The organism is Runella sp. (assembly GCF_965279615.1).
GTDB lineage: Bacteria > Bacteroidota > Bacteroidia > Cytophagales > Spirosomataceae > Runella.
The window spans coordinates 619,687-644,123 of sequence record NZ_OZ257252.1; the positions used below are offsets into that span (position 1 = coordinate 619,687).

The following is a 24,437-nucleotide window of genomic DNA, read 5'->3' on the forward strand; positions in this document are numbered from 1 at the left end:
TACAGCCTTTTTTTATTATCTGACCACCACTACCTGCTCGCTCATTCTATATTTCCCGGCTTGCACCTGTAGAACGTAGGTCCCGGTTGGCAACTGATTGACCCGAAACTCGTGTTTTTGAAGGCCTACATTGACCGTAAACTCATCCTGAGCCAACACCCGTCCGGTCATATCAACCAATTGAGCATTGCCGGTCATACTTGTAGCACTTTCAAAACTATACACAACCTTGTCTGTGGTTGGATTGGGTGTTACCTTAAGGCTCAACAGAGACGGTATGTTAGGGATCGATGAAATAGTGTTGTAGTCAAATTTGCACAGAAAAACCTCTCTTCCTTTCAGGGAAATGTTTTTTTGCCAATTTTGGTGAGACAGCTTAACTTCTGTCACTTGGGTATCAGAAGTAGCGTAAGGATTTTGGGCAGCAATCAAAATTTCACTGCCTTTGATCACACCCCGCCAAATAGCGGATTTATTTTTAGCGGATTCCACTGCCGGTTGAGGAATAACCAGTTCATTATCACCTTCAAAAAATGCTTTGAACTGTGATAATCGCTGCAACGCCGCAATGAAATATTCGTAAGTAGCGTAGTTTTCCTGTCGGGTATCTCCTACGGGCGCATCCCAAAGCCAAAGTCCTTTAGCACCGGAAAAAAACGGGAAAATAGCCGTAGCTTCCGCCACAAAATTGGGCACAAACGGAATGGTTGGATTAAAGGCATCATGGTAACGCAACCAAACAAACGGAATAATGGGCTTGGTAGACCACGCGCGATTGGCTTCAATCACAAATAATATGTACGCCAAGTAATCTTTCCCAAAGGGCGAGGTAGTGTAATCGTAATAATAATAACACGAAGGTGTCAGAAAATTCAGTTGGTTATGAAAAGGACCGCCGACTTTTCCGGTAAGTGTATCCCGCATTACATGCAGAATCAGACTCGGATCGGTCGTCCAGTCGCTCCAAGGGGTCAGCGTCATTCCCAGCCAATTATTGAAACTGCCTCTGATCATCACATCGCTATAGCTTCCCAATTTTGTAGCAGCGTCGGTACGCTCGCGTACGTAATCAGTAGGTGCCGCGTAAAGACGTTGCATATCACGCTTATAGCGGTCCACAAACTGGGCATCGCTCAGATTTCGGTAATTTTCAGGGACGCGTTGATTGCTTTTGATCGTCAGAATTTCGCGGTCGGTATCATGAATACGCTCAATGTCAAGGGCTATAATGTCATACGCGGGACGGTCGGTATCGCGGGAGTCGTTAAATAAGCTCGCCATATTCCGCAACTGATTGTTCCAAGTACTGCGATACAGCGAAAGGTCATTTGCCCAAGGGCTTTCCAAATTACGTTCGGACCAAGGTTGCGTATTGGCATCCGTGGCCACGTGGTACCAGGTAATGGCGCGTTTACTGACGGGGAGGTCGGCACTTTCATTGCCTGAAAAGCTTGCTAAGTGGCTGAACCCCCGCCGTAAAGGCCAAGATCGGGTGTCGCCGAAGCGCGGCCCTTCGTAAATTATCGTAAAAGGAAGTGAAAAGTCCGGAAATTTTTCCCATTCAATAGCGTTATTTCTCTGAACGGGCGTCCACTGCAAAGGCGTACCGCATTCCTGAGCAAAAGAAGCAGAAAAACTCAACGCAAACAGTCCCGCTAACCAACCCCTATTTTGTCGCATAAAAACTCGTTATTTATTAATAATCAGGGCTTAAACAATGAATACCTAATTCATAACGCTTAACTTTAAGCCCAATATATACGGCATAAAACAATAAAAGCACTAATTTTGAGTGCAAATCTAACGCGTAAAACAAGCTATGAAAAAACTGACGTTCATTTATTCTTTCGTATTGACTTTCTTTTTGCTGAGCTGCAATCGCACGACCACCGGCGAGCCAAGCAACGAAACAACGGTAAGGGTATTGACAACCAACCCTTGGAAAGTAGACAAAATTACGGATTTGAACGGCAATGTCATCAACACCGCTGCATTACCGGAGCAATCTAAAGCACTTTTCGGGATAAATATCCAATTCAGCGATGACAAAACGGTAAGAGCCATTGACCCTGTTGCACGTACGGTCATTAACGGCGGTACTTGGAATTTTTTAGATAATGAAAAAATCCTTGACATTGATATCAAAGACCTGAAAGGGCAATTTCCCATTAATAAATTGGAGCGTTCGCGCATGGTGTTGCTGAATAATATCGTCTACAACGGCTTAACCTTTCAAGTATATTTAGAACTGGTTCCTGCCTTATAATCAACGTATGCGATCTTCTGTTATCCGTTTTGAGACGGAACCCAATTTTTACATTTATGCCGAAGGGTGGGGTGATTCAAGCGCTCCACCCATTCTTTTATTGCACGGAGGCGGGCAAACTCACCACTCTTGGGGCGATACGGCACGGCGGCTTGCCGAACGTGGTTGGTACGCCATCACGTATGATGCCCGAGGCCACGGCAGCAGCGATTGGTCGCCGGAAGGCCATTATTGGGTAGATGCGCTGGTCAGCGATTTGAAAGCCATCATCCAACAAATTGGCGGGACGCCTGCCCTCATCGGCGCATCCATGGGTGGAATTACGGCGATGTTATTGGAAGGAGAGTCCAAAGAATCGCTCACTTCTGCCATTGTGTTGGTGGATATTGCCCCAAAAGCCGAGCAAAAAGGCATTGAACGTATCTTTGCTTTCATGAGTGCTCACATGGAAAGTGGTTTTGCTTCGTTGGAGGAAGCAGCGGCAGCGGTGGCGGCTTATCTCCCGCAGCGCGCGAAAGACACCGATCATTCGCGGTTAGAGAAAAACCTGCGCCTGCGCAATGGGCGGTATTATTGGCACTGGGACCCTACGATGTTGAAAGTGTGGAAAAACACTACGCCCGACCAACAAATTGAGTATGAAGAACGCCTTTTTACGGCTGCTCAACACCTTAAATCTCCTACTATGATCGTACGGGGAGGAATGAGTGATGTGGTCAGTGACCGTGTGATGGCTGAATTTTTGGATGCGGTACCGCACGTACGCAGCCTGACCGTTTCGGGAGCGGGGCACATGGTGGCGGGTGATTCCAACCACGCGTTTACCAATGCCGTGATTGATTTTTTGGAAGAAGCTTATCCGGTAAATTGAGACAGGATTTCAAGATTAACAGGATAATCCTGTCAATCCTGAAATCTTGTCTACACTATTAATCCTTCACTTTGCCCCAACCCAGCGTTGCGACCATCCAATCAGGAAGGTGCGTTTGTTTTTTACGCTTCTTGAGGTTCAAATAAATGCCCAGTTTTTTGAGAATAGGCACTCGGTGCGTTTCTACAAATTCAATAAGCGTACCATCGGGATCTTCTACGTATGAGAAACGTCCGGCCGCTTCGCCCATATCAAACGAATCGGCACTGTCTACCGTAAAGGGAAAACCATTGGCTTCGCAACGGGCTTTGAGGGCATTCATGTCAAGCGCATCAAAGCACAGGTGAATAAAACCGGCATCGCCCCAATCTCGATCTTCAAAGATCTTGCGCGGAGTGCGATCAAGCGCCTGCACCAATTCAATTTCTATTCCACCCAGCAACTTCCCGAAAGCCCCGGTATCTCCGAGCGTTTTACGAAGCAACACACGACGGAATTTTTGTTGTCTTACACCTAAGAAATCGAAATCATCAAAAGTTCCTGTTTTATCGTATACAACCTGACTGATCTGCAACGTATTGGCGTAGAACCGGATGGCTTTTTCCATATCACTCACTCCGATTACCGCTCCGCAAACGCCACCGGTGAGTGACTCGTTGGGACGAAACCATGAATCATTCGGAACGATCTGCAACATATTTCCCCGACAGTCTTTCAGCCAAAAGTGCGAGCGTTGTTCAGGAGAAATGCCGAGCGGCGATTTATTTTCAGCTTTCGCTAATTGAGCGTGAAATTTCGCAACGTCTATACTTTTTATTTTGATCGCAAAAATGCCCAGATCCCCTAATTCAGGTTGAAAATCAGGCTCTACCGGTACACGATTTTTATATTGCCATATTTCAACGCCGCCACCGCCGGCCATATTTAATGCCATAATGGCTTGCCGACTTCGCACTTCTCCTGACGTATATTTCGTCATTAACTTTGCTTCTGCTTCATCATTGAAAATGGGGACATTCAATCCAAGCGTTTTTCGATACCATTTCCACACCTCGTTGGCGTTCGGAACACCAATGCCCACTTGCTGGATTCCACTGATTAGGTTGCTCATATTGTTAGAAAAGGAAGTATGTTATTAGCGGCCAATTTACGTTATTTTTCAATACACCCGTTTAGGATGACCATAATCCGGCTAAAAATCAGATGACAACTCAGGCGCATTATTCCCCCATGCAGTGTTTGGTTTTGGCCCCATTTTCACCGTCAATATTCCGCCCTCCGTCAATTGTTTGTGCGTTAAATAAGGCTTTGTAAACGGTTTCCCATTGAATAGTACCGATTGAATATAGCAATTTTCGGGTGAATTATTGGTGGCAATAAGTTTAAACGATTTCCCATTGGGCAACGTAAGCAACAGTTCATTAAAACTCGGACTCCCCAACACATAATATGGCTTGCCGGGGCACACGGGATAAAAGCCCATCATGCTGAACACCAACCACGACGACATTTGACCGCCATCTTCATTGCCACTCAATCCGCCCGGTTCAGCCGTATATTCTTCTTTGATCAATTTGCGCACCCAACGTTGCGTTTTCCAGGGAGCACCTCCATAAGCGTACAGATAAACCGTATGGTGTCCGGGTTCGTTGCCGTGCCAATAGTATCCTTTCTCAAACATAGAATCCAATTTGGCAACAAAGTTTTCTTTGCCGCCCATTATCTTCATCAGGCCGCCAATAGCGTGCGGCACAAACCACGTGTATTGTGCCGGGGAGCCTTCTGTAATGAAAGATGCTCGCGTAGCAAAAGGATTGAAATTGGTACTCCAACGCCCATCCGCGTACCTTCCCCTCGCCCAACCGGTTTGCGGATCGATCACATTTCGATAGCTGGAAGCATGCAGTGCAAGCGTTTTTTCATCTGCCGTTTTCCCCAACGCTTTTGCCAACGTACCGAGGCAAAAATCATCATAAGCATATTCAAGCGTACGCGACGTTTGCTCGCGTTTATGGAATGCCTGCCATACCGAATCTTCCAACGGAATGTAGTTGTATTTTAAATAACTTTCCATGCCTCGGCGGCCTTTGCCGGACTCATAGCTCTTGGGATCGGGGTTAGCCACAAACGCATTTTGCCGTAAATAATGATAGCCCGTTTCAACGTCAAAACCACGAATCCCTTTGGCGTAGGCATCAGCCATCGCGGATGCCACGTGGTCGCCGGTCATGGCGGCGGTGTAGTGATTCCAACACGGAAAAATGGGCATCCATCCTCCCTGCTCTGCTTTCTTTACTAACGATTGCATCATGTGAGCGGAGCGTTTGGGTTCCAACAATGCATGCAACGGCATAGCCGCCCGGAAGGTATCCCACAGACTGAAATCACAGTAATAATCAAAGCCTTTGGCCGTATGAATTTGGTCGTCTTCGGCAAAGCCGGGATAGCGTCCGTCAACGTCAGAAAAAAGTCTAGGAGTATGTTTAGAGTGATATAACGCAGTATAAAAAACGACCTTATCCTGCTCCGTGCCCTTTACTTGCGCTTTGCCTAATTCCAGGTTCCAGGCCTGCTCTGCGCTGCGCTTTATTTGGTCAAAATTCCAGTGCGGAAGTTCGGCCGCAAGGTTGCGCCGAGCGCCTTCCAAATCCGTAAAGGATGACCCTACCCGCACATTTACCACTAAATTCTCTTCCGGTTCAAATTCTATATAAGCACCTACCTTCTCTCGCCTCCCGCTTCCTTTCGCCTGTTTTTCACTGGGTTGAACACTGTTAGATTTCCATACCCCGTAAGATTTGAAGGATTTTTCAAACTGAATCACATAATATCCACTAAATCCCGCCGATTGGCCGGCACCCTGATAAATGCGGTGTACAGGATTATAAACAACCACTTCTTTGCGCTCAGGAAAGACTTCAACGTAGCCTTCACCTTCATCACTATTGGGTTCAATGACCAGAAAAGCCGCTTCTTTTTTTCTATAATTAAAACGCAAAATCCCCGCTCTTTGGGTAGCGGTCAGTTCGGCTTTGATCTTCGAATCGAGGAGTTCAACGGAGTAATAAGCGGGGGTAATTACTTCCTGTTCGTGGGTAAAACGGGAGGCTCTTTCTTCAGCCGAAACCACTAATTTTCCCGAAAGCGGCATCACTGCCAGACTGCCATAATCCTGTACGCAACTCCCGTTGAGCCAATGGCTCCCCCGAAATCCGTTGATCTTTGGGTCGTTGAAATAATAGGGCGCTATGCATTTTGTTTCCGTTGCACGCGTTTGAGGCGTCCACGTGGTCATGCCGTGAGGACGCCCGATGACAGGTGCAATTTGACCGCGCAGTTCACTGGCACCTTCGCTGTGTCTACGAGCGCTTTCGGTCGTGGCGGGAGCAGAACCTATGTAAGGATTAACGTACTGAACAGGGCTTTTTTGGGCAAGACAAAAAGAAGAAAAAAGAAGAGGGAAAACGAAATATTTCATGCAATATAGTGTATAGCCATAAAAAGGCAAAAAGGCTTTTTTATACTTAAAAAGCCTTTTCCGGGTATTATCTTTTAAGGGATTGGTTGATCCTGTTAATGATAAAAAGGTTGCCGAACGAACATATCTTAGAACATATCTGGCAACGTTCGCCGATCCATTCATCATCTACGGATTCAAGGTATACAGTCTCATCTTTCCGGTCAAGGATTTCAGTATGAGCATTGAAGGCTTGCTCATACGGCAATTCTTCGTCGCATTTTACGCATACGTATTTCATGGTACAGATAACGGAACGATTTGATGGTGTGAACTTTAGATGTTAAAGTCGTAAAAAGTTCAATACCACAAACGTATATGTATATCAAAACCTGAATTGTCGCGACGATTAAACCGTAAAAAGAGAGGAAGCGATCAACTTTCTCCAATGGATTTCATAAACTCTTCCACGTATTGCTCACCGACCGGAATGATGGCCTCTCCAATATGGATCTTCAGATTGCGTACCGATTGTATCTTATCCAGCGAAACAATGTACGATTTATGTACCCGCATAAACTCGTGCGTTGGCAATTTTTGCTCGATCCCTTTCAACGTCATACGCGTTATGACGGGGTGGCGCGCCGAGGTCAGGTAAATTTTTACGTAGTCTTTTAAGCCTTCAATGTACGTAATTTCGTCGTACCGTATTTTTACCAATGCATAATTGGCGTTGACAAAAAAATGCGTTGACAACAATTCCGGAGAAGGCGTTTGCTGACGTAATTTAAACAGTTCAAATGCTTTGTTGGCCGCTTTTAAAAAGCGGTCAAAAGAAACCGGTTTCAACAGATAATCAACCACATCCAACTCAAACCCTTCCAGGGCGTATTGCTCATAAGCCGTAATAAAAATGACCATGGGCGAGGTGGATTGTCCCTGTAATGATTTCAGGAACTGAACTCCCGTGATCCCCGGCATTTGAATATCTAAAAAAACCAAGTCTGCATTTTGTTCGTGGAGTATATCCATTGCTTCAAAAGCATTCTGACAACCGGCCGCCAATTCTAAAAAAGGAACCTGACGAATATTATCTTCCAAGAGTTCAAGCGCTAAAGGCTCGTCATCAACGGCGATACAGCGAAGTTTACGCATAAAAAAATGGTTAAGTTGATGAAAAGGCCTTCAAAAAAAAGCGAATTATTTTAGAATAATTTCTACTTCTGTAATGAAGATGTCTTTTTCTTTCGAAATTTTAAATGTATGCTGTTCGGGGTAAAGTAACTCCAGACGCCGCCGAACGTTGGCTAATCCGATGCCTGAACTTCCATCCTTTGACTCGACAAAATCACTGTTGAAGCGGTTTTGTACCCTAAAACGAAGTTTGTGCCGATCCGTTGCCAGCGCAATTTGAATGTAAGGCTCCCGAATAAACCCTGTCCCGTGTTTAAACGCATTTTCGACAAAAGGAATCAGCAGCATAGGCTCCAATGCCAATCCGTTGACGGGTGTATTAAAGTCCATTTCTACTTTCACCTTATTACCAAAACGCATTTGTTGTAAATCTACGTAACTCTTCAGATAATTGATCTCTTTGTCCAAAGGAATTTTGGCATCATCCGAATCATACAGCATATACCGGAGCAGATCCGACATTTTCACGATCATGGGCTCAAGCATATCTGATTTCTTACGCGCCAATGCCGCCAAACTGTTCATCAGATTGAACATAAAGTGAGGGCTTATCTGCGAACGTAAAAACGACAATTCCGACTGTAATCGTACTTTCTCCTGTTCATTCTGAAGTCGATGCTCTCTTTGATAATCACTCAGTAACTGAAAACACGTGCTGATTCCAATGACAGAGATCAATGAATAGAAGGTGGAATACGTAAACCACGTCCGTGGTGCAAAACCCATCAAACCATACCGAAAGAAATAGGTTATTGTCAAAATGACGATAAATGAAGTCAATAAGATAAGCAGGTAAATTCCGAGTCCCTGCTTTTTGAATATTTTTGGAAGGAATACTTCTGAGTTTGCATAAAACAGCAACACGGAGAAAAGTTGGCTAAAATAAAAGGTAAGCTGCCAAATACGTTCCCGTTGCTCTGCACTCAACTTTGGTTGCGTATCAGCAGAGGGTTGCTGAGATTGAATCAAAATAAAGGGCAGAAAAATAAAGCAGGCCCAAAAGAAAATGTGGGTAATAACAACTAAAAGCTGCTTCCAGGGAATTTTTTTGGCAGGCGCAGGTAAAGTGATCGGTTGAGCTATCATACGAATACGATTTAAAACGATAAAAGGCTAGCGGTATAGTTAAATTTAATTAAAATTTAACCACCCTTTACCTTAAAGTTATGAAATACGGATGTATCAGCCTTAACGAAGCGACGTTTAGCGCGAATATTTAGACGAAATTGCATCTAATAGGGATATTCTTCGTAAATGCGCTTACATGCCGTTTAACCCAAATCTATCACCTTCCCGGCATCGCTTTGTTTCATTTTTTCGGGGATTACGCTCAGAATTTCGGTTTTCATTGCCTCAATGATGCCCTTCTTGATATGATGTCGCAACGTGACGATGCTTACTTCCCGGATAGGGATCGGCGCATGAAAGCGCCGAATCTGCAACCGCTGCCGGTCGGTTAGATCTTTCAGTGACAATTCGGGTAAAATTGTTACCCCACCGTAGTGCTCTACCATTCGTTTGAGCGTTTCGATGCTGCCGGCTTCGTATTCAAAATTGCGCATGTGAGCGTTCTGCTTCCGTAATTCACATATATTAAGGATCTGCCCGCGAATACAGTGTCCTTCCTCCAGAAGCCACAAATGGTTGGGGTCAATGTCTTCCGAGAGGATAAATTCTTTTTGGTACGCTTTTTCTGATTCTGACAGATAAGCCACAAATTCTTCATAAAAAAGGGGATATTCCGTGATTCTGTCGTCCTGCAACGGCGTCACCACAATGCCAACGTCGAGCAAATCTTTATTCAATTTGGAAAGCAGTTGCTCGGTCGTCAGTTCTATTACTTTCAGTTTGACCTGCGGGTATTTTTTGATGAAATTATCCAGAAACAAAGGCAACAGATACGGCGCCAACGTGGGGATGATCCCCACCCGAATTTCGCCCGCCACGGTGCCGCGATGTTCGTCGACAATGTCTTTTATTTTAGAAGATTCACGCAGCAGGACGCGCGCTTGGCGTATGATCAACTCCCCTATTTCGGTCGGAACCACCGGTTGTTTGCTCCGATCAAACAGTTTTACCCCCAACTCATCCTCCAACTTTTGTACTTGCATACTCAACGTTGGTTGCGTCACAAAACAGTTTTCGGCAGCAAGGGCAAAGTGTCGGTAGGTATCCAGTGCAACTAAATATTCGAGCTGTACGATTGTCATAGATTTTATCTATCAAAATGTCAATTTTATAAATTGACGTAAAGATAGTTTTGCTTTACCCAATAAAAAGTGATGGTAAGTGGATTTTTAAAATGGGAAAAATAAATCAGCAGACAAAACATATAGGGCTTTTTATTAGACCAAATCAGGAAAATTGCAGCGAACCATGAGAGAGAAGAGGTGTTCTTTTTTTCCTATTTCTTTAAAATGTTCTTGCGATTCCTGATTTCCTTCTCTGGCAAACGGTGCTAATATCAGGAGTGGTTTAAGATATTTTAATCGCTCATCTGCCAATCTATTATCATTTAATCCTGCCAATTCAATAGTTGTTTTTCCCTTAAGTGAATTATTTTTAGGTTTAGCTATTTCAGCTACAAACTCAATATGGTCTTCCGGATTATCAAATTCAGGGTGAACTATCAGACATTCTTCAAGTCTAAGATCATTATGATGAGAGTAAGCTCGTTTTGTCTCATCGGCAAGCGGGAAAAAATTCTTTTTGTATTCCTGATTACAAACCTTACAGGCATAAAAGAGATTGTCGAAATCGTAAGCAAGCCAATAGTACCCCGGCTTTACAAGTACATTTGAATTATCTATTTGAAATCCGGTTTTAGGGCGAAAATGCTCAACATCACCCTCACGACCGCAAGGGCGTTTTTGCTCGCAAAAGCAACATTTCCCGTGTTGAATACCTAATAAAAGCGCTTTTACAGTTTTGTCCCCATAAATTTTAGAAGAGAAATCAGTGGTTTTGAAATCGCGTTTTCCGTTCTCATACAGTTCAATCAGCTCTTTAGTTGCGACTCCTCCTTTTCCTTCAACACCTAAAATAGCAGGAATATTAACCTTGCTTTTATCTATCTTAACCATTCTTTTGTACTTTGCTCAGAATTTTGAGCGCTTGAAGGTACTCGGGCGACTCAGTCACCGAAAGATTATCCAATGAAGCATCTAATTTTGACAATTCGGCTTTATCTTTTTTAGAAGGCTTGTCTTTGAGCAATATCTCACGCCGTTTGTTGACCTTTTGTAGAACTGATGGTGCATAACTGCTCACATTTTCAAACAAATCACTGTCCAATATCTGATCGACACGCCAGTTTTTGGCATCATCTACAGCATTTACCACTTCCACTTCTTCTCCATTTCGGCGTAATAATATAAGATTGGCATCCGCTCCCGACTGGACAATTAAAGGACTGTGCGCTGTGCAGATGAACTGCGTTTTGGGAAACGTTTCCCGTAAAAACTTAATTACATTCCGCTGCATTTGCGGGTGCATGTGCAAATCAATTTCGTCAACAAGACAGATAGCAGGTTCGGCTAATGGATTAATGCTATCAGGATACTTTTCAACTAACCCACGAGCTAAATCAGTAACCCAAGCTATTAATGTTTTATAGCCCAAGCTTAAATCATGCAAACGCACTTCTCCATAATGCGTTTTAAAAAAAACCTTAGGTGTATTATTTTCTGTTTTTATGCTAAACTCTGAAATTTCATCTTTTAGGAGTTTCTGTAAAATATCTTTTATTATTTCATATCTTCTTTTGTATTTATCTCCTTCTTTTAAGGATAAATATTCTGCCTGAATCAACCAATCTTCTGCATTTAAAAGTGTAGCCTCATCACTAAATAGTGTTCTTGGGAAGTTATCCTGTTCTTCTGCTATTCCAAATGTGCCTATTTTCCGAGAAGCTCCATAGCCAAAAATAGGCGGCAAGTCTTGGTTAGCGTTAATGATAGTGTTTTCTCTAAGTAAAAAATTTTGAATTTTAATTGCAACTACTGATCGATCTGCAGCATGCAATGCTAATGTTCCTTCCTTTTCTTTGTGTTTAGTCTCCAGAAAAACAGGTTGATTATTTTCAAAAAATGCATAATGCAATTTTGTAATACTTCTTAAAATTGTTGTTTTACCAGTTCCATTATTTCCTAAAATCACATTCCACATTGCTATTTTACCTTCAAATTGATTATTTTCAGTAAAATAAATCCATTGAGTATTACCAAAGCAACGAACATTTTCAATTACAATTCCGCGAATATAATTAGGTTGATTTTCCATGATTTCGGTTACTTCAAACGTAAATTTACACAAAAACCGTTTTCATCCGTCGTAAAACTTCTTCCAAGCGCGACCTTGGGCAGGCGAAGTTGAGGCGAATAAATCCCTCTCCATCAAATTGAATACCATCCGAAACGCCTACTCCCGCTTTTTCCAATCGCTGAATTGCATCGCTCATGCCTGTTTGTCGAATGTCGATCCATGCCAGGTAAGTAGCTTCCACGGGCAGCATTTTCAGTCCTTTGCATTCCTGCACTGCCTGATCGACCAATTTATAGTTTTGCCGAAGATAGACCAACAACTCTTTGTGCCATTCGGCACCGTCACGGTAAGAGGCCAACGCTGCTTCATACGCGTGTCCCGATACCGCAGTCAGCAAACCCGCTTTGGCTTTGATAAATTTGGCGCGCAGTTCATCGTTGGGGATAACGGCCAATGAACAGCCTAAACCGGCAATATTGAATGTTTTGGAAGGGGCCAACAACGTAATGGAATTTTGGGCGGCTTCTTCGCTCAATGTGGCAATCGAAATATGGTGTTTGGTTTCGTCCAAAATCAGATCGCAGTGAATTTCGTCGGAGCAGATCAAAATGTTGTTTTCCAAACAAATGTCCAACAACTGCTGCAATTCCTCCCGACTGAATACCGTTCCGCCGGGATTATGGGGATTACAGAGCAAAAACAGCTTTGTTTCGGGGATAATGCTTGCTTTTATTTTGTCGAAATCAAACGTCCAACGGTTGTCTTTTTCGCACAATGGCACTTTTTGAAGTACGCGCTCTGCACTGCGGGTTTCGAGCATGAACGGATGGTAGACCGGCGGAGTCATCATAACTCCTGCGCCTTCGGGCGTCAGACCGCGAATGGCCAACGCTATGCCCGGTACTAATCCCGGAAACCACAGAAACCATTCTTTCTTCACTTCCCATCCATGCTTCGTTTTGAGGTGTTGGATCATTACCTCAGTTAATTCATCCGGCACATGGGTGTACCCAAAAAATCCCTTCTGTGTCACTCGGTTGAGTGCTTCTGTAATGGCGGGAGCGGGAGCAAAATCCATATCTGCAACCCAAACGGGAATTACGTCAGGATCGGCATATTTATCCCATTTATAACTGTTAACATCGCGCAGATCAATGATTTGATCGAAAATAGACATGTTGTGAAGGAGTGAGTGTTCAGGAGTGAGTTGCTTACTCACTCCTCATTAATTAATGGGTTGGTTTATCCTTTGCAGGAGCCGAAGCGTGGTAATCGTTTTGAATCATTTGGGCGTATTTGTCCATCAATTCAAGCACACGCGCCCGGCTCACAGACTGAACAATAAGCCCTACGTGGTATTCTTCGTTCATTCGCCAAACGATCTCAGGGTCGTTAAACGGCGAAGAATCAGGCCATTGCTGGCGCGCCAAGGATATAATAATGCCTGAATAGTCATTTCGAACATCCGGCAGAGAATAACTTTCGCCAATTGCCTGCGCATTTTCTACTTTAGCCCATTCACGCCATAAGTTTATGCCCGACGACATTTCCACCATTTCGGCCAAATGCGCCCCACCTACCCGGGAGGCCGTTTCCAGGAAATAAAATTCGCCGTCTTCGTGGCATTTGATGACTTCCGTGTGCGAAGCGCTGTAATTCATATGGAAAGCTTTCAGCACCTGCTCGTTCATTTTTTTGAGCGCTTTGGCATCTTTGGAGTTGAACTCCACCGTTACCGAACGAAAAATACCGCCGCCGTGCGCCACTTCAAAAGGAGTATTGAGGTATTCGCTGCTGCGCTGAAAAATGACCTTCCCTCCCAACGTCAGCGCATCTACATGATAAACGGCACCCGGTTTAAATTGCTCGATCAAAAAAAGGTGCCTTTCTTCCCCCAAACTATGGATGGTCTGCCACGCTTCGTCAAAACTATATACTTTTTTGATTCCTGCGGCGGAAGCTTCCGCGCGAGGTTTAATGACCCACGGCGGTGTGGAGGCGCGCAAATATTCGGTGATTTCAACGTCATTGAACAATCCACTAAACACCGGCACATTAATGCCTTCGTCACGAGCCTGTACGCGCATGGCCAGCTTATCGCGGAAATAGCGGGCGGTGGTTTGACCCATACCCGGAATTCGAAAATGCTCTCGCACAATGGCCGCTTTCTCTACATCAAAGTCATCCAAGGCCACCACTCTGTCTATCTTACGGGTCCGCATTACGTACGCCAACCCCTTGATCATGTTTTCAAAATTAGAGAGCGTATTGGAATCGTCTTCCAGGTAAAACGTTTCGTCGATGCATTCATACGGCCACGCCTTGCCTTCTGTTCTTTTGGCGGTAAGCAAATAGACCGTGTTGCCGGCTTCTTTACAAGCCCGCATAAAATCCCCTCCTTTAAAGTAACAAGTGATACAGAGAAACGTAAGGCTCATAGGTTTAACGAATTTTCGATTGTTGATTTCGGATGTACAATTTTGTTGATTGTTGCTTCACAAGCACGCTCTGTACTGTGATTATTTCTTTCTGAATACCTTCCAATTATGCTCTGACCGGCTTTGACCGGTTCAGGCCGGTTCAGGCCGCTAGGTTGATTAAAAAGAATGTGCTTCCTTTGCAGGGACTTTCCAAACATACAAACTATCAATCTTTCAACCAAACGCAGGCTGTGAATTTCCCCGTTTTCGTTGCCCGTCGCATTCGTCAGCCCCAAAACGCCACCTTTTCGGCGACCGTTTCAAGAGTAGGTATTGCTTCCATCGCGTTGGGTGTGGTTGTGGGTATCGTGGCATTGGCCGTATTATTTGGGTTTAAAGGTACTATTTACCAAAAAGTTTTCCTCTTTGGCTCACATATACAGGTTTCCAAACTGACGCTTAATCAATCGTTTGAAGAATCGCCCATTTTGCTGCATACACCTGTTTATGACCAATGGCAAAAGATCCCGGGCATTCGCCATCGGCAGGCCGTGGCGCACAAGGCCGGTATTCTCAAAACATCCGATGAAATACAGGGAGCCGTTCTCAAAGGCGTTGGACGCGACTACGACTGGCAACTGCTGAAAGAAAGTCTGGTAGAAGGTCGTCCCATTCAGTTTTCGGATACATCTTATGCCGAGGAAATTATTTTGAGCCGCGTCATTTCTCAAAAATTAAATCTGAAAGTCGGCGATAACATCATCATGTATTTTGTGCAAAACCCGCCGCGCGTTCGTAAACTCAACATTGTAGGTATTTATGAAACCAATCTGGAAGAATTTGACAATCAGTTGGTTTTGGGCGACATTGGGTTGGTACAACGTCTCAACGGTTGGGGATCGGATTCGGTGGGTGCGTACGAATACTTTGTCAACGATTTTGATCAATTGGAAACCACTGCCAAAGCACTCTACGGGCAACTCCCCTCAGACATGCGCATGGAACGGGTCACGGATCGGTTTCGGCCTTTGTTTGAATGGCTTCAATTACTGGACCAAAATACGAGCATTTTGCTGGTATTGGTACTGTTTGTCACTTGTTTCAATATTGCTTCCGTATTGCTCGTGATGATGATGGAACGCACTCCAATGGTCGGACTTTTGAAAACCCTCGGCAGCCCCAACACCCAAATACGGCGCATTTTTTTCTACGTCGGTATTCAATTGGCCGTAAAAGGATTACTTATTGGTAACATCATTGGCATAGGTCTGTGCATGATTCAATCTTACTTTCACCTCATTCCCCTCGACCCTACCAATTATTTCATGAACACGGTTCCCATTGTGTTTGACTGGAAAGCAATTCTCTTGCTTAACGTTGGTATCATCCTGCTCATAGCGCTTATTTTGCTGTTGCCTACGCTGATCATCAGCCGTATCCGACCAATACAGGCACTGGTGTTTAAAAAGTAGGGAACGCCTATTGATTGTCTCTCCAATAGTTAGTATTCTTGTTAGGCATAAGCTTTCTTTCCTCTGCTTGACGTTACGAAATGGCTACAATAAAACTCATCCTCGCCGACGATCATCATCCGGTCAGACAAGGTTTTCGGGCGTTGTTGGAGAGTTTGGAATTTGTAGAAATCGTCGGAGAAGCCGCCAACGGGCAGCTCAACACAAAAGATATCATTCACCGTGCCGTAGAGAAAGGAGTAAAAGGTTTTTTGTTTAAAAATACGTCCAAATCCGAACTCAGTGAAACCATCCGCAAAGTAGCGCAGGGAGATATCTATTTTAGCAGTGAAGTGGCCGCAGTCTTGGTGCATTCTTCGCATTCTCCCGCCAACGCACTCTTTGAACAACTTTCGCAACGGGAACTTGAAATTCTAAAACTCATTGCTGAAGGCTATTCAAGTCCTGAGATCGGTGAAAAACTCTTCATTTCACCCCGTACGGTAGATATTCACCGTAATAATCTCATTCAAAAATTCAACGTGAATGGCATTGTGGGATTGGTACGGTTTGCGCTGCAACACAAATTGGTGTAACGCCAATGCTTAGGATAGCCTCTACGAGGAATATTGATGTTAAAAATCTTTTTTTTCTACAAATAGATAGTGCCTACGGCACAAAAATGCCACGTAGCAGCCACTTCCTACATCCCCATCAGGCTAGCTGAAATTCCATAGTTTTATGCTGCAAACAGATAGCCGCATAGGCCATTCGGCATTACATGGTATTTCTGTGCCGTAGGCACTACCTATTTGTAGCATAAAACACATTGTCGAGCGTTTTGCCACGTAGTGGCTACCCCCTTAATCTACCGGCACTCGTATTGTCGAAATCGTTCCGAAAGATTGCCCCGGTTCGGAAGTGTAAATGCCACCCAAAATACTTATGCGACTCAAAATATTCAACAATCCCATGCTGCCTTTGCGCTTGGCTTCTTCAAAATCAAAGCTTTTGCCGTACGTGCGCGATGTTGCGCACTTCCGTACAGGATTCATTTAATTGTTCTGGCAGTTGAGTTAAGGTCTGCGATTCGGCAGGCGCTACTTTTTCGAGTTTACTTTGCAAGGCATTGAAACCCAACTTCAAGGCTACCAATTCCTGCGCAATGCCATAATGATCTAAATTCGATGAGAACGTTTAATAAAACAGCAAAAAATTCGGATAATTAACTGGGGGAAATTTCTAATTTGGTTGTCCGAATTCAAAAACAGTCATAAAACAATGAAATTTCGTTCAATTATTCTCCTCACGCAGGTAGTTGTGTGCTTTGCCCTTGTGCGGTGTAAAAGCCCACAGGCACGCATAGGGCAGCCTGCCAACTTAGCCGTAAACATCACTCCCGAGCGCGTTCAGCGGGGCGACTATTTGGCTAACCACGTCGCCGTGTGCATGGATTGCCATTCCCGACGCGATCATTCTCAATTTGCCGGCCCCATAATACCGGGAACGCATGGCGCCGGCGGCGAAGTATTTGACAAAAAAATGGGGCTTCCGGGCACCTTTTACGGAAAAAATTTAACACCTGCAACGCTAAAAAATTGGACGGATGGTGAACTCTATCGCGCCATTACCACCGGCGTTTCCAAAGATGGGACAGCATTATTGCCGATGATGCCTTACCTGAATTACGGAAAAATGGACCGCGAAGACATTGTGTCCATCATCGCTTATTTACGTACCGTTCCTTCCATCGAAAACACCGTTCCGGCATCCAAACCCGACTTTTGGTTAAAACCTATTTTGAAAAAAATGCCTCAAAAATCAGAGCCGCAGGCCAAACCCGCTTTGCAGGATTCCATCGGGTATGGAAAATACCTGGTCACATTTGCGGGTTGTGGGGATTGTCATACCAAACGACGTATGGGATTGTCGGTCAAAAAAAAGGCATTTGCGGGTGGCCTGGCCTTTCCATTATCCGGCGGTACGGTGCAGTCGGCCAATTTAACGCCTGATCTGAAAACAGGCTTGGGTCATTGGACAAAAGAAGCTTTCATTGCCCGTTTTAAGGCTTTTGACCCCGAAACGTTTAACTCTTTTGAAACACAGGGTGGTTTTAATACGCCCATGCCGTGGCTTTTTTACGGCGGAATGAACGAAGAAGATCTCGGCGCTATCTACAGCTACCTTCAATCACTCACGCCTATCGAAAATCAAACCGTTACGTTCAAACCTAAAGCTTCTGAAACTAAGCCGGATTTAGCATCTCAATTGTCCGGCGATTATGCCATTGACCAACTTGAGGTCTTTGATAAAAAAATGGATACTGTCCGCGATGTTGAAGGCGTCGTCAGTATATCAAAAATCAATGCCTTACGCGTAAAATTAACGATCGATATTCGACCGAAGCACGCCGAACCTACTCCCGTAGAAACGATATGCAGTCTTTTACACAAACAAAATAAGGTGCAATTGATCGAAATAACGACCAATGAAGTGATCGGATATATTTCAAAAAGAGAAATCCATTTGCAGTCCAAAGAGCTGAACGGCGCTAAAACTAAAATTGTAGGGAAGCTGTAAAATTGGCTTTTTATGTTTCTTAATCGTCTGTTTCACTCGTACATATCAAGGGTAAGACAGAACTATTTTTCGTATACATAGGTTCTAATTCTTAGTTTTACATTATTAATTAGGAATAAAACCAATGACAAAGAAAGAAATACATTTTACCATTGAACAGGATCACGAGAAGATTCCCGAAAAAATATATTGGGAAGCAACCGACAACCCCAATGAAGGATTGGAAGAAACCAAAGCGATTGCGGTAGGAGTTTGGGATCATTTCCATAAGGGTACGCTCTTTATCCCTTTGTGGACGAAAGACATGGAAGTGCCTGAAATGAAGCGTTTTTGCATCGAAATGCTCGGTTGCGTGGCCGATACCTTACGCAATGCTACCGGCGACGAGATCATGGCCGCTCAAATTGATGAAGTAGGCATGAGCCTGAGCAAACGCCTTCAAAAAGAAATGCAGGCCGCCCAAAAAGGGCAATAATACAATCGTTTTTCTTTCAGCATGTTATAAAACGTCTATCGTTTATTTATCTTTATTATTCAATGGTTACTATCGGAATCGTCGGAGCGGCAGGATACACGGGAGGGGAATTGCTACGGATTTTACTCAATCACCCAAGCGTTGAAATCAGTTGGGCGCACTCTAAAAGTCAGGCAGGAAAACCCATTTATTCCACCCATACCGACTTATTTGGAGATACAGACCTAGCTTTTTCGGGAGCAGAAATCGCTGATCTATTGGCGATTGATGGCCTCAACGCCATTTTTCTATGTTCGGGGCACAACGAATCTAAAAAGTTTTTAGAAAGCAATCCTGTACCTCCCTCAGTAAAGATCATTGACTTGAGTACCGACTTTCGGGATCAATCCAACGGATTTGTGTACGGCTTACCGGAATTGCAACGCGAACGCATTAAAACCGCCGACAAAATTGCCAATCCCGGCTGTTTTGCTACGAGCATTGAGTTGGCGTTGTTGCCATTGGCGGCCGCAGGGCTGTTGACCGATGATGTCCACGTAAGCGCCGTTACCGGCTCTACGGGCGCGGGTCAGGCGTTGAGCGCGACCACGCACTTTACGTGGCGCAACAACAACATGTCTATTTATAAGGCCTTTACGCACCAACACCTCAAAGAGATCAAAATGAGTTTAACTTCTTTGCAGCACAATTTTGCCAAAGAAGTCAATTTCATTCCTTATCGCGGAGATTTTGCGCGCGGCATCATGGCCAATGTATACACTAAATTTTCGGGAACGTTGGAAGAGGCCCTCGCGCTTTACCAAACCTACTACGCATCGCATCCTTTTACGCACGTAAGCACGCAGGACATTGACCTGAAACAGGTGGTCAATACCAATAAGTGCTTGATCCAACTCCAAAAGCACGGCGACAATCTCCTGATAACGAGCGAGATCGACAATTTGACCAAAGGGGCTTCGGGGCAAGCGGTGCAAAATTTGAATCTGCTTTTCGGCTTGCCCGAAGATGCGGGTCTGCGCCTGAAAGCCGCCGCGTTTTAAGGGCGATTTTCCCGAATCAACTAAATAGAGCAGCATGGGCAGAGTCGCTTTTTGTATCGGCATTTCAGCGCTCATGCTGCTATCCATTGCCTGCCGGGTCGTGGATAGTCTCACCGATACAAGTTCTTGGGAAAAAGAACGTTGCGATACTACTCAGCGCCTCGAATCGTTCGAATTCATTGATCTGGTACTCCCTTTTTCACAGGCGGACACCCTCAAAGACGTGCTTGTTGTTGTTCCCCGCGTTTTTGTGACCATCATTCAAAACGGTCAAATTCAGCCGTGGAAAGCGCTGACGGCTGGGTCTTTTCAGGAACATCCCTATCAATTGTCGCTTCCTGCCGATTCGTTATTCCTTGATTCTATTTCTGCCCTTGACCATTCTTATCTGTGGTCATTAGCAGACCGTTACGATTATCCTTACAACCGATATGAGCCGCTTTTGAAAGCCGTGCGGGATTCTTTTTTGGTGAAAAGGGATTCGATGATGCAGACGTATTTACGTCAATACCCCAAATACAAACTTCGGGTGCAGTCGGATCTGCGGGGCGGAGGTAAACAAAAACGCCACCTGACCATGGGCAAGAGCGTTGCGCCTTTATCCCAACACCAATTTGGTTTGGCTTCCGACATTGCCATCCTCCACAAAGGCCGGCAGTTGCAAAATATCAATTATTATAAGACGTTTTTGGGTCAAATCGGCAGTCAATATTCACTCACTTGGGGTGGAAATTTTCTTGGTTTTGTTGATCCGAACCATGTTCAGTATTTTGCCAATTCTGCCGAGCTTTTACAAAAACTTCCCGGCTTGCGTTTTGAATACGAACCTTTTGTTCGTTATTTCAAAAATCGCGTTCAAGCCATGATCGCCGCCGGAAAAGAAGCCAAAGTCGAAGATACCAAAGCGCTCTTGGCTACCATCCATGATTTACACAAAGGCCACACCTGCGTGTGTGATACGTTGGCGGAGCGTCCTACGTCTGTTTTTGTCAGCAGTATTGCTTTGGAAGCACAAAAAGCCGGCTATCAACCCACGAGGGATATTTTGTTGATCGGCGACCTTGACAATCATACCACCAGTTTGTTTCATCCAACGGGAGTTCAGAAAACATTTAAGTTGGGTATCTGGAAATAGCTTGATTTTTACCAAAAGATTTTTGCCTATATTATTGGCTATCAGTATCTTTACGTAAAAACCATTCATAGCCATGCAACAAACAGCCCAAGTTCAGGCAAACATCAAACAGGCCGTCCCCTTTTTTATCGTGTCCAATATGGAAACGTCTCTCCGTTACTACGTCGAGGGGTTGGGTTTTGAAATGACGAACCATTGGATTGATGAAGGTAAATTACGCTGGTGTTGGCTCCAACTCGGCGGTGCGGCCATCATGCTACAGGAAAGGCACCCTTCCATCGTTTCACCGGGCAAAGTGGGCGAAGGCATTTCTATATGTTTTATCTGTGAAGATGCGTTGGCCTTTTATCACGAAGTTACCGCCCGAGGCATCGAAGCTTCCAATCCCTTTGTCGGCAATTCAATGTGGGTTACTTCATTGTCCGATCCCGATGGCTATCGACTTGATTTTGAAAGTAGTACCGATGTGCCTGAAGGAACTGAATTTTCGGCATAACTGCTCTTATACTTCAAAAATAACGTTGTTTTTATTTTTATGAGTTATGGCTTAACTGTAACGTAATGAAGTAAACGAATAGCCTTCCCGCTATAATCAACTCCTTCTACCTTAATGGCATACGTTCCTTTTTCTTTGGGCTTGGGCAACTGAAAAGCAGTACCTGAAAATGGCTGTAAAGTTAAATCCGGTAACCAAACCGATTGCGAATCTCTCGGTATATCGGTCACTTCCGCTATACCCGTTACCGGTCGTTTGATGAAGTTGGGGTCATTCTCATACGCCCTTATTTCTTCGCTTGATTTTTTCTTTGTAAAAATCGCAATAGCACCCGTGTAGCCGCGCAAGCCCAAAAATGCCTCTGCTCGTTGCACGATCTCTACCCTATCTACCTGACTCGGAGGTATATTGGCAATTTGACTCACATTATCAAACGGAACACCGTCGACCAAAACCAAAGGAATTGCCGTTTTTGCTGCCCCAAACCCATTTGCCAGAAACCCCTCCCCTGTGACACTTGAACGCAGCAGCAGAACCACCTTTTGGAAACCGGCCCCGTCTACCACTTCTACTACCCGAAGCCCCGGAACGCGCCCCTGCAAGGCGACCAAGATATTCATTCCAACGGCTGCTTCCGCTATGTCCTTCCCCTGAACGACGTAATTTGCTTCTTTGTAAATGTTGGAAATGGCAATGGGTGCCCGCTTTGCTTTTACTTTTACTTCCTGCAAGGCCACTCCCGCCGCTGACCAATGGGTTGATTGTGCTTTATCAGTCAACGAATACGTGTCCATTGGCGGTGGCAGTACATTTTCAGGCAATGCTATCACAATCGTATCCGGAACGATGGTTATGTTGGGCAGGTTTTTCCCTTTTTTGGAAGTTACACTCACCAATACCGGTTGTGTATTCGTAACCGACAGATTACCAAATCTAAAATGGCCGTTTGGCTCCGTTAAAGCGGTCAGCGTCGTTTTTTGTTCGGGAATAACCAATACTACAACGTCTCCTTCTTCTGTCTTTCCTTTCGCATTGGCCGCCGTTCCCGTTAACTCAATTTCTCTTTCTACCTTGAATTTCAGAGAAGTATCTGCCGGTACACTAACATCCTGCGCAAAAAACAAACTGTCATTCATCGGTTTAATAAGCGCTGTATCGTAAAACGTCACCGACATCCATTTAGCGCGTTTGCTTATCTCGGCATCCAACACAGCTTCGATGGTTGTGTCTCGAACGGTAGCGCTTAACAACGATTGCCCGGCCGGCTCAAATTGCGTCTGTTTTACCTGTTCATTTTCGTTCAAAACACGCAGCCAACGGTACGAATAGCTATTTTTACCGAAATTTTGCATCCAACTTGTGTAGATTCGCAGCAGATAATCCTGCGCCGGCAGAGAATCTCTGAGCATGAACCGGGTCTGAAAAGAACCGTTTTCAATGGCTATTTTTTGACTGAGAATTACTTTTTGATGAACAATATCCACTAATTCAAGCCTGGCAATTTTGCTCAGTGAATCCCCGAACAGTGGGTTCTCATACTGCATAACTCCGCTGACCTGCACCACATCTTTGGCGTAATAATAGGGCTTATCCAACGTAAAAAAAGGCTTTTCCGTTGATCTTTTCCAACGTTGCGGTACTGCTTTTTGGCTGATTTTGACGGCGCTTGACTGATAATCCAACGGTAAGATCTCGGCCATGCGTTGGCTTACCAAATACCCCGATGCCACCCATTCCGACGGGTTAAGTACTAAACCGTTTTGGTCAATGAATAAAGGCCCGCGCGTTTCCAACCAGGACACACGTGCCAATTTATCGCGGTAAATGGCAAAACTTCCTTCTGTATTGGTCAAGTGTAATTCAGACCGTGGCGGCAAATACAGTTGATAGATATTATCTTTTGTCTTTTTGAGGGTCAAACTATCGAAACTGACAGCTTGCAGTTTTATGCTTTGATTTTGGTAAAAAAAAGCGTTTCGTGCATTTGGGTTTTCTCCGGGCTTATCTACGTACAATTCAAAACCGTCGGCCTGCGTTTTTCGGGTAATGATGGATTGGAATAAATGAATATCCGAAGAAGCAAAAACCTGCTCACGATTGGCTGCCCAAAACGATTTTTCGGCAGGCTTATCGGACCAAAGTTCGGCAAATTGCGCGTGCCCGGTAAATTTGGTTTCGTTACCGTCAGTTTTGAAGCTTTTTAACGTATACAATATACGGTACCCTAAATACCGATTTTCTATTTCAATCGCTTCTTCTGCCTTAGCAGTCAGTTCATTGTTTCGTTCCTCAAAATCAATCACCCACGGATTGATCAATTTACAATACTTCACGGCAGCGGTCTCTCCCATGAATTGCTGAGCAAAAGTTCGATAATTCCGCTCCCACGTTTTATCCCGATTGGCCTGCACTTTCACTTCCGCCAATTGTTGCGCCGACGGCACCAAACTTTCGTTAAAGGTAAGAGTTTGACCATTCGCAACTTTAATGCTTTTATACAGTGTTTCGTAGCCAATTAAGCGAATCACCAACGTATGATTTCCAATAGGTATGTTTTTGAGATTAAAAGCTCCTTCCGGGTTTGTTTCAGTGGCAAAGGTCGTATTGCTTAGAAATACACTCGCAAAAGGAATTGGCTCATTGGTTTTGCTGTCTTTTACCACTCCCGTCAGCGTTTGGGCGCGCGTACTGAAACTCGCTATAAAGAGCGTTGTTAGGCAGATAAGTAAATTTCTCACCATCAAAATACGGCAGATAAAAGAGTAAGGAGTAAACTATTCCTAAAAATA

22 protein-coding genes are annotated in these 24,437 nt (G+C 44.5%); 9 read left to right on the forward strand and 13 right to left on the reverse strand.

Features of this window, described 5'->3' with window-relative positions; translation table 11 throughout:
* Positions 1 to 15: 15 nt before the first annotated feature.
* Positions 16 to 1,680 (reverse strand): T9SS type A sorting domain-containing protein, encoded by a 1,665-nt coding sequence (locus ACQY73_RS02815; protein ID WP_428661143.1) that lies wholly within the window; start codon positions 1,678 to 1,680, stop codon positions 16 to 18.
* Positions 1,681 to 1,819: 139 nt separating this feature from the next.
* Between ACQY73_RS02815 and ACQY73_RS02820 the strand changes: the two genes are divergently transcribed.
* Both ACQY73_RS02820 and ACQY73_RS02825 read left to right on the forward strand, forming a co-directional pair.
* Entirely contained in the window at positions 1,820 to 2,266 is a 447-nt protein-coding gene (locus tag ACQY73_RS02820; protein ID WP_428661146.1) for a hypothetical protein, read from the forward strand.
* Positions 2,267 to 2,273: 7 nt separating this feature from the next.
* Positions 2,274 to 3,137 carry an alpha/beta fold hydrolase gene (locus ACQY73_RS02825; RefSeq protein WP_428661149.1) on the forward strand — a complete coding sequence of 288 codons (864 nt, stop codon included), beginning with the start codon at positions 2,274 to 2,276 and terminating at the stop codon, positions 3,135 to 3,137.
* Positions 3,138 to 3,195: 58 nt separating this feature from the next.
* Here the strand turns inward: ACQY73_RS02825 and ACQY73_RS02830 are convergent, their stop codons facing one another.
* From ACQY73_RS02830 to ACQY73_RS02875, 10 genes are all read right to left on the reverse strand, one after another.
* Entirely contained in the window at positions 3,196 to 4,248 is a 1,053-nt protein-coding gene (locus ACQY73_RS02830) for a VOC family protein (protein ID WP_428661152.1), read from the reverse strand.
* 81 nt (positions 4,249 to 4,329) lie between these two features.
* Positions 4,330 to 6,615, reverse strand: a complete 2,286-nt coding sequence (locus ACQY73_RS02835) for a GH92 family glycosyl hydrolase (RefSeq protein ID WP_428661155.1) — start codon at positions 6,613 to 6,615, stop codon at positions 4,330 to 4,332.
* 67 nt (positions 6,616 to 6,682) lie between these two features.
* The gene (locus ACQY73_RS02840; RefSeq protein WP_428661158.1) at positions 6,683 to 6,895 is read right to left on the reverse strand and encodes a hypothetical protein; all 213 of its coding nucleotides are present in this window, start codon (positions 6,893 to 6,895) and stop codon (positions 6,683 to 6,685) included.
* A gap of 134 nt (positions 6,896 to 7,029) precedes the next feature.
* Positions 7,030 to 7,749 carry a LytR/AlgR family response regulator transcription factor gene (locus ACQY73_RS02845; protein WP_428661161.1) on the reverse strand — a complete coding sequence of 240 codons (720 nt, stop codon included), beginning with the start codon at positions 7,747 to 7,749 and terminating at the stop codon, positions 7,030 to 7,032.
* A gap of 45 nt (positions 7,750 to 7,794) precedes the next feature.
* On the reverse strand, positions 7,795 to 8,874 hold the full coding sequence (locus tag ACQY73_RS02850) for a sensor histidine kinase (RefSeq protein ID WP_428661164.1): 1,080 nt from the start codon (positions 8,872 to 8,874) through the stop codon (positions 7,795 to 7,797).
* Between the two features lie 185 nt (positions 8,875 to 9,059).
* Entirely contained in the window at positions 9,060 to 9,998 is a 939-nt protein-coding gene (locus tag ACQY73_RS02855; protein WP_428661167.1) for a hydrogen peroxide-inducible genes activator, read from the reverse strand.
* Positions 9,999 to 10,133: 135 nt separating this feature from the next.
* On the reverse strand, positions 10,134 to 10,871 hold the full coding sequence (locus tag ACQY73_RS02860) for a hypothetical protein (RefSeq protein WP_428661170.1): 738 nt from the start codon (positions 10,869 to 10,871) through the stop codon (positions 10,134 to 10,136).
* Positions 10,864 to 12,069: an AAA family ATPase gene (locus ACQY73_RS02865; RefSeq protein ID WP_428661173.1), complete on the reverse strand. Its 1,206-nt coding sequence runs from the start codon at positions 12,067 to 12,069 to the stop codon at positions 10,864 to 10,866. Before ACQY73_RS02865 ends, ACQY73_RS02860 begins: the two co-directional genes overlap by 8 nt.
* A 25-nt stretch (positions 12,070 to 12,094) precedes the next feature.
* Positions 12,095 to 13,228 carry a MalY/PatB family protein gene (locus tag ACQY73_RS02870; RefSeq protein ID WP_428661176.1) on the reverse strand — a complete coding sequence of 378 codons (1,134 nt, stop codon included), beginning with the start codon at positions 13,226 to 13,228 and terminating at the stop codon, positions 12,095 to 12,097.
* Positions 13,229 to 13,280: 52 nt separating this feature from the next.
* Positions 13,281 to 14,489 carry an ATP-grasp domain-containing protein gene (locus ACQY73_RS02875; RefSeq protein ID WP_428661179.1) on the reverse strand — a complete coding sequence of 403 codons (1,209 nt, stop codon included), beginning with the start codon at positions 14,487 to 14,489 and terminating at the stop codon, positions 13,281 to 13,283.
* Positions 14,490 to 14,722: 233 nt separating this feature from the next.
* Between ACQY73_RS02875 and ACQY73_RS02880 the strand changes: the two genes are divergently transcribed.
* Both ACQY73_RS02880 and ACQY73_RS02885 read left to right on the forward strand, forming a co-directional pair.
* A complete protein-coding gene (locus ACQY73_RS02880; protein ID WP_428661182.1) occupies positions 14,723 to 15,943 on the forward strand; it encodes an ABC transporter permease in 1,221 nt (406 codons plus the stop codon).
* A gap of 80 nt (positions 15,944 to 16,023) precedes the next feature.
* Positions 16,024 to 16,518, forward strand: coding sequence for a response regulator transcription factor (locus ACQY73_RS02885; RefSeq protein ID WP_428661185.1), 495 nt, complete (start codon positions 16,024 to 16,026; stop codon positions 16,516 to 16,518).
* A 267-nt stretch (positions 16,519 to 16,785) separates the two neighbouring features.
* Here the strand turns inward: ACQY73_RS02885 and ACQY73_RS02890 are convergent, their stop codons facing one another.
* Positions 16,786 to 16,977, reverse strand: coding sequence for a hypothetical protein (locus tag ACQY73_RS02890; protein ID WP_428661188.1), 192 nt, complete (start codon positions 16,975 to 16,977; stop codon positions 16,786 to 16,788).
* Positions 16,978 to 17,203: 226 nt separating this feature from the next.
* Between ACQY73_RS02890 and ACQY73_RS02895 the strand changes: the two genes are divergently transcribed.
* From ACQY73_RS02895 to ACQY73_RS02915, 5 genes are all read left to right on the forward strand, one after another.
* Positions 17,204 to 18,502, forward strand: coding sequence for a c-type cytochrome (locus ACQY73_RS02895; RefSeq protein WP_428661191.1), 1,299 nt, complete (start codon positions 17,204 to 17,206; stop codon positions 18,500 to 18,502).
* A gap of 124 nt (positions 18,503 to 18,626) precedes the next feature.
* Entirely contained in the window at positions 18,627 to 18,977 is a 351-nt protein-coding gene (gldC, locus tag ACQY73_RS02900) for a gliding motility protein GldC (protein WP_428661194.1), read from the forward strand.
* A 62-nt stretch (positions 18,978 to 19,039) separates the two neighbouring features.
* Positions 19,040 to 20,017 carry an N-acetyl-gamma-glutamyl-phosphate reductase gene (gene argC / locus ACQY73_RS02905; RefSeq protein ID WP_428661197.1) on the forward strand — a complete coding sequence of 326 codons (978 nt, stop codon included), beginning with the start codon at positions 19,040 to 19,042 and terminating at the stop codon, positions 20,015 to 20,017.
* A 34-nt stretch (positions 20,018 to 20,051) separates the two neighbouring features.
* Positions 20,052 to 21,152, forward strand: coding sequence for a M15 family metallopeptidase (locus ACQY73_RS02910; protein ID WP_428661200.1), 1,101 nt, complete (start codon positions 20,052 to 20,054; stop codon positions 21,150 to 21,152).
* A gap of 73 nt (positions 21,153 to 21,225) precedes the next feature.
* Entirely contained in the window at positions 21,226 to 21,648 is a 423-nt protein-coding gene (locus ACQY73_RS02915; protein ID WP_428661203.1) for a VOC family protein, read from the forward strand.
* 44 nt (positions 21,649 to 21,692) lie between these two features.
* On the opposite strand, the gene ACQY73_RS02920 is transcribed toward ACQY73_RS02915, so the two are convergent.
* Positions 21,693 to 24,389, reverse strand: coding sequence for a carboxypeptidase-like regulatory domain-containing protein (locus ACQY73_RS02920; RefSeq protein ID WP_428661206.1), 2,697 nt, complete (start codon positions 24,387 to 24,389; stop codon positions 21,693 to 21,695).
* Between the last annotated feature and the right edge of the window lie 48 nt (positions 24,390 to 24,437).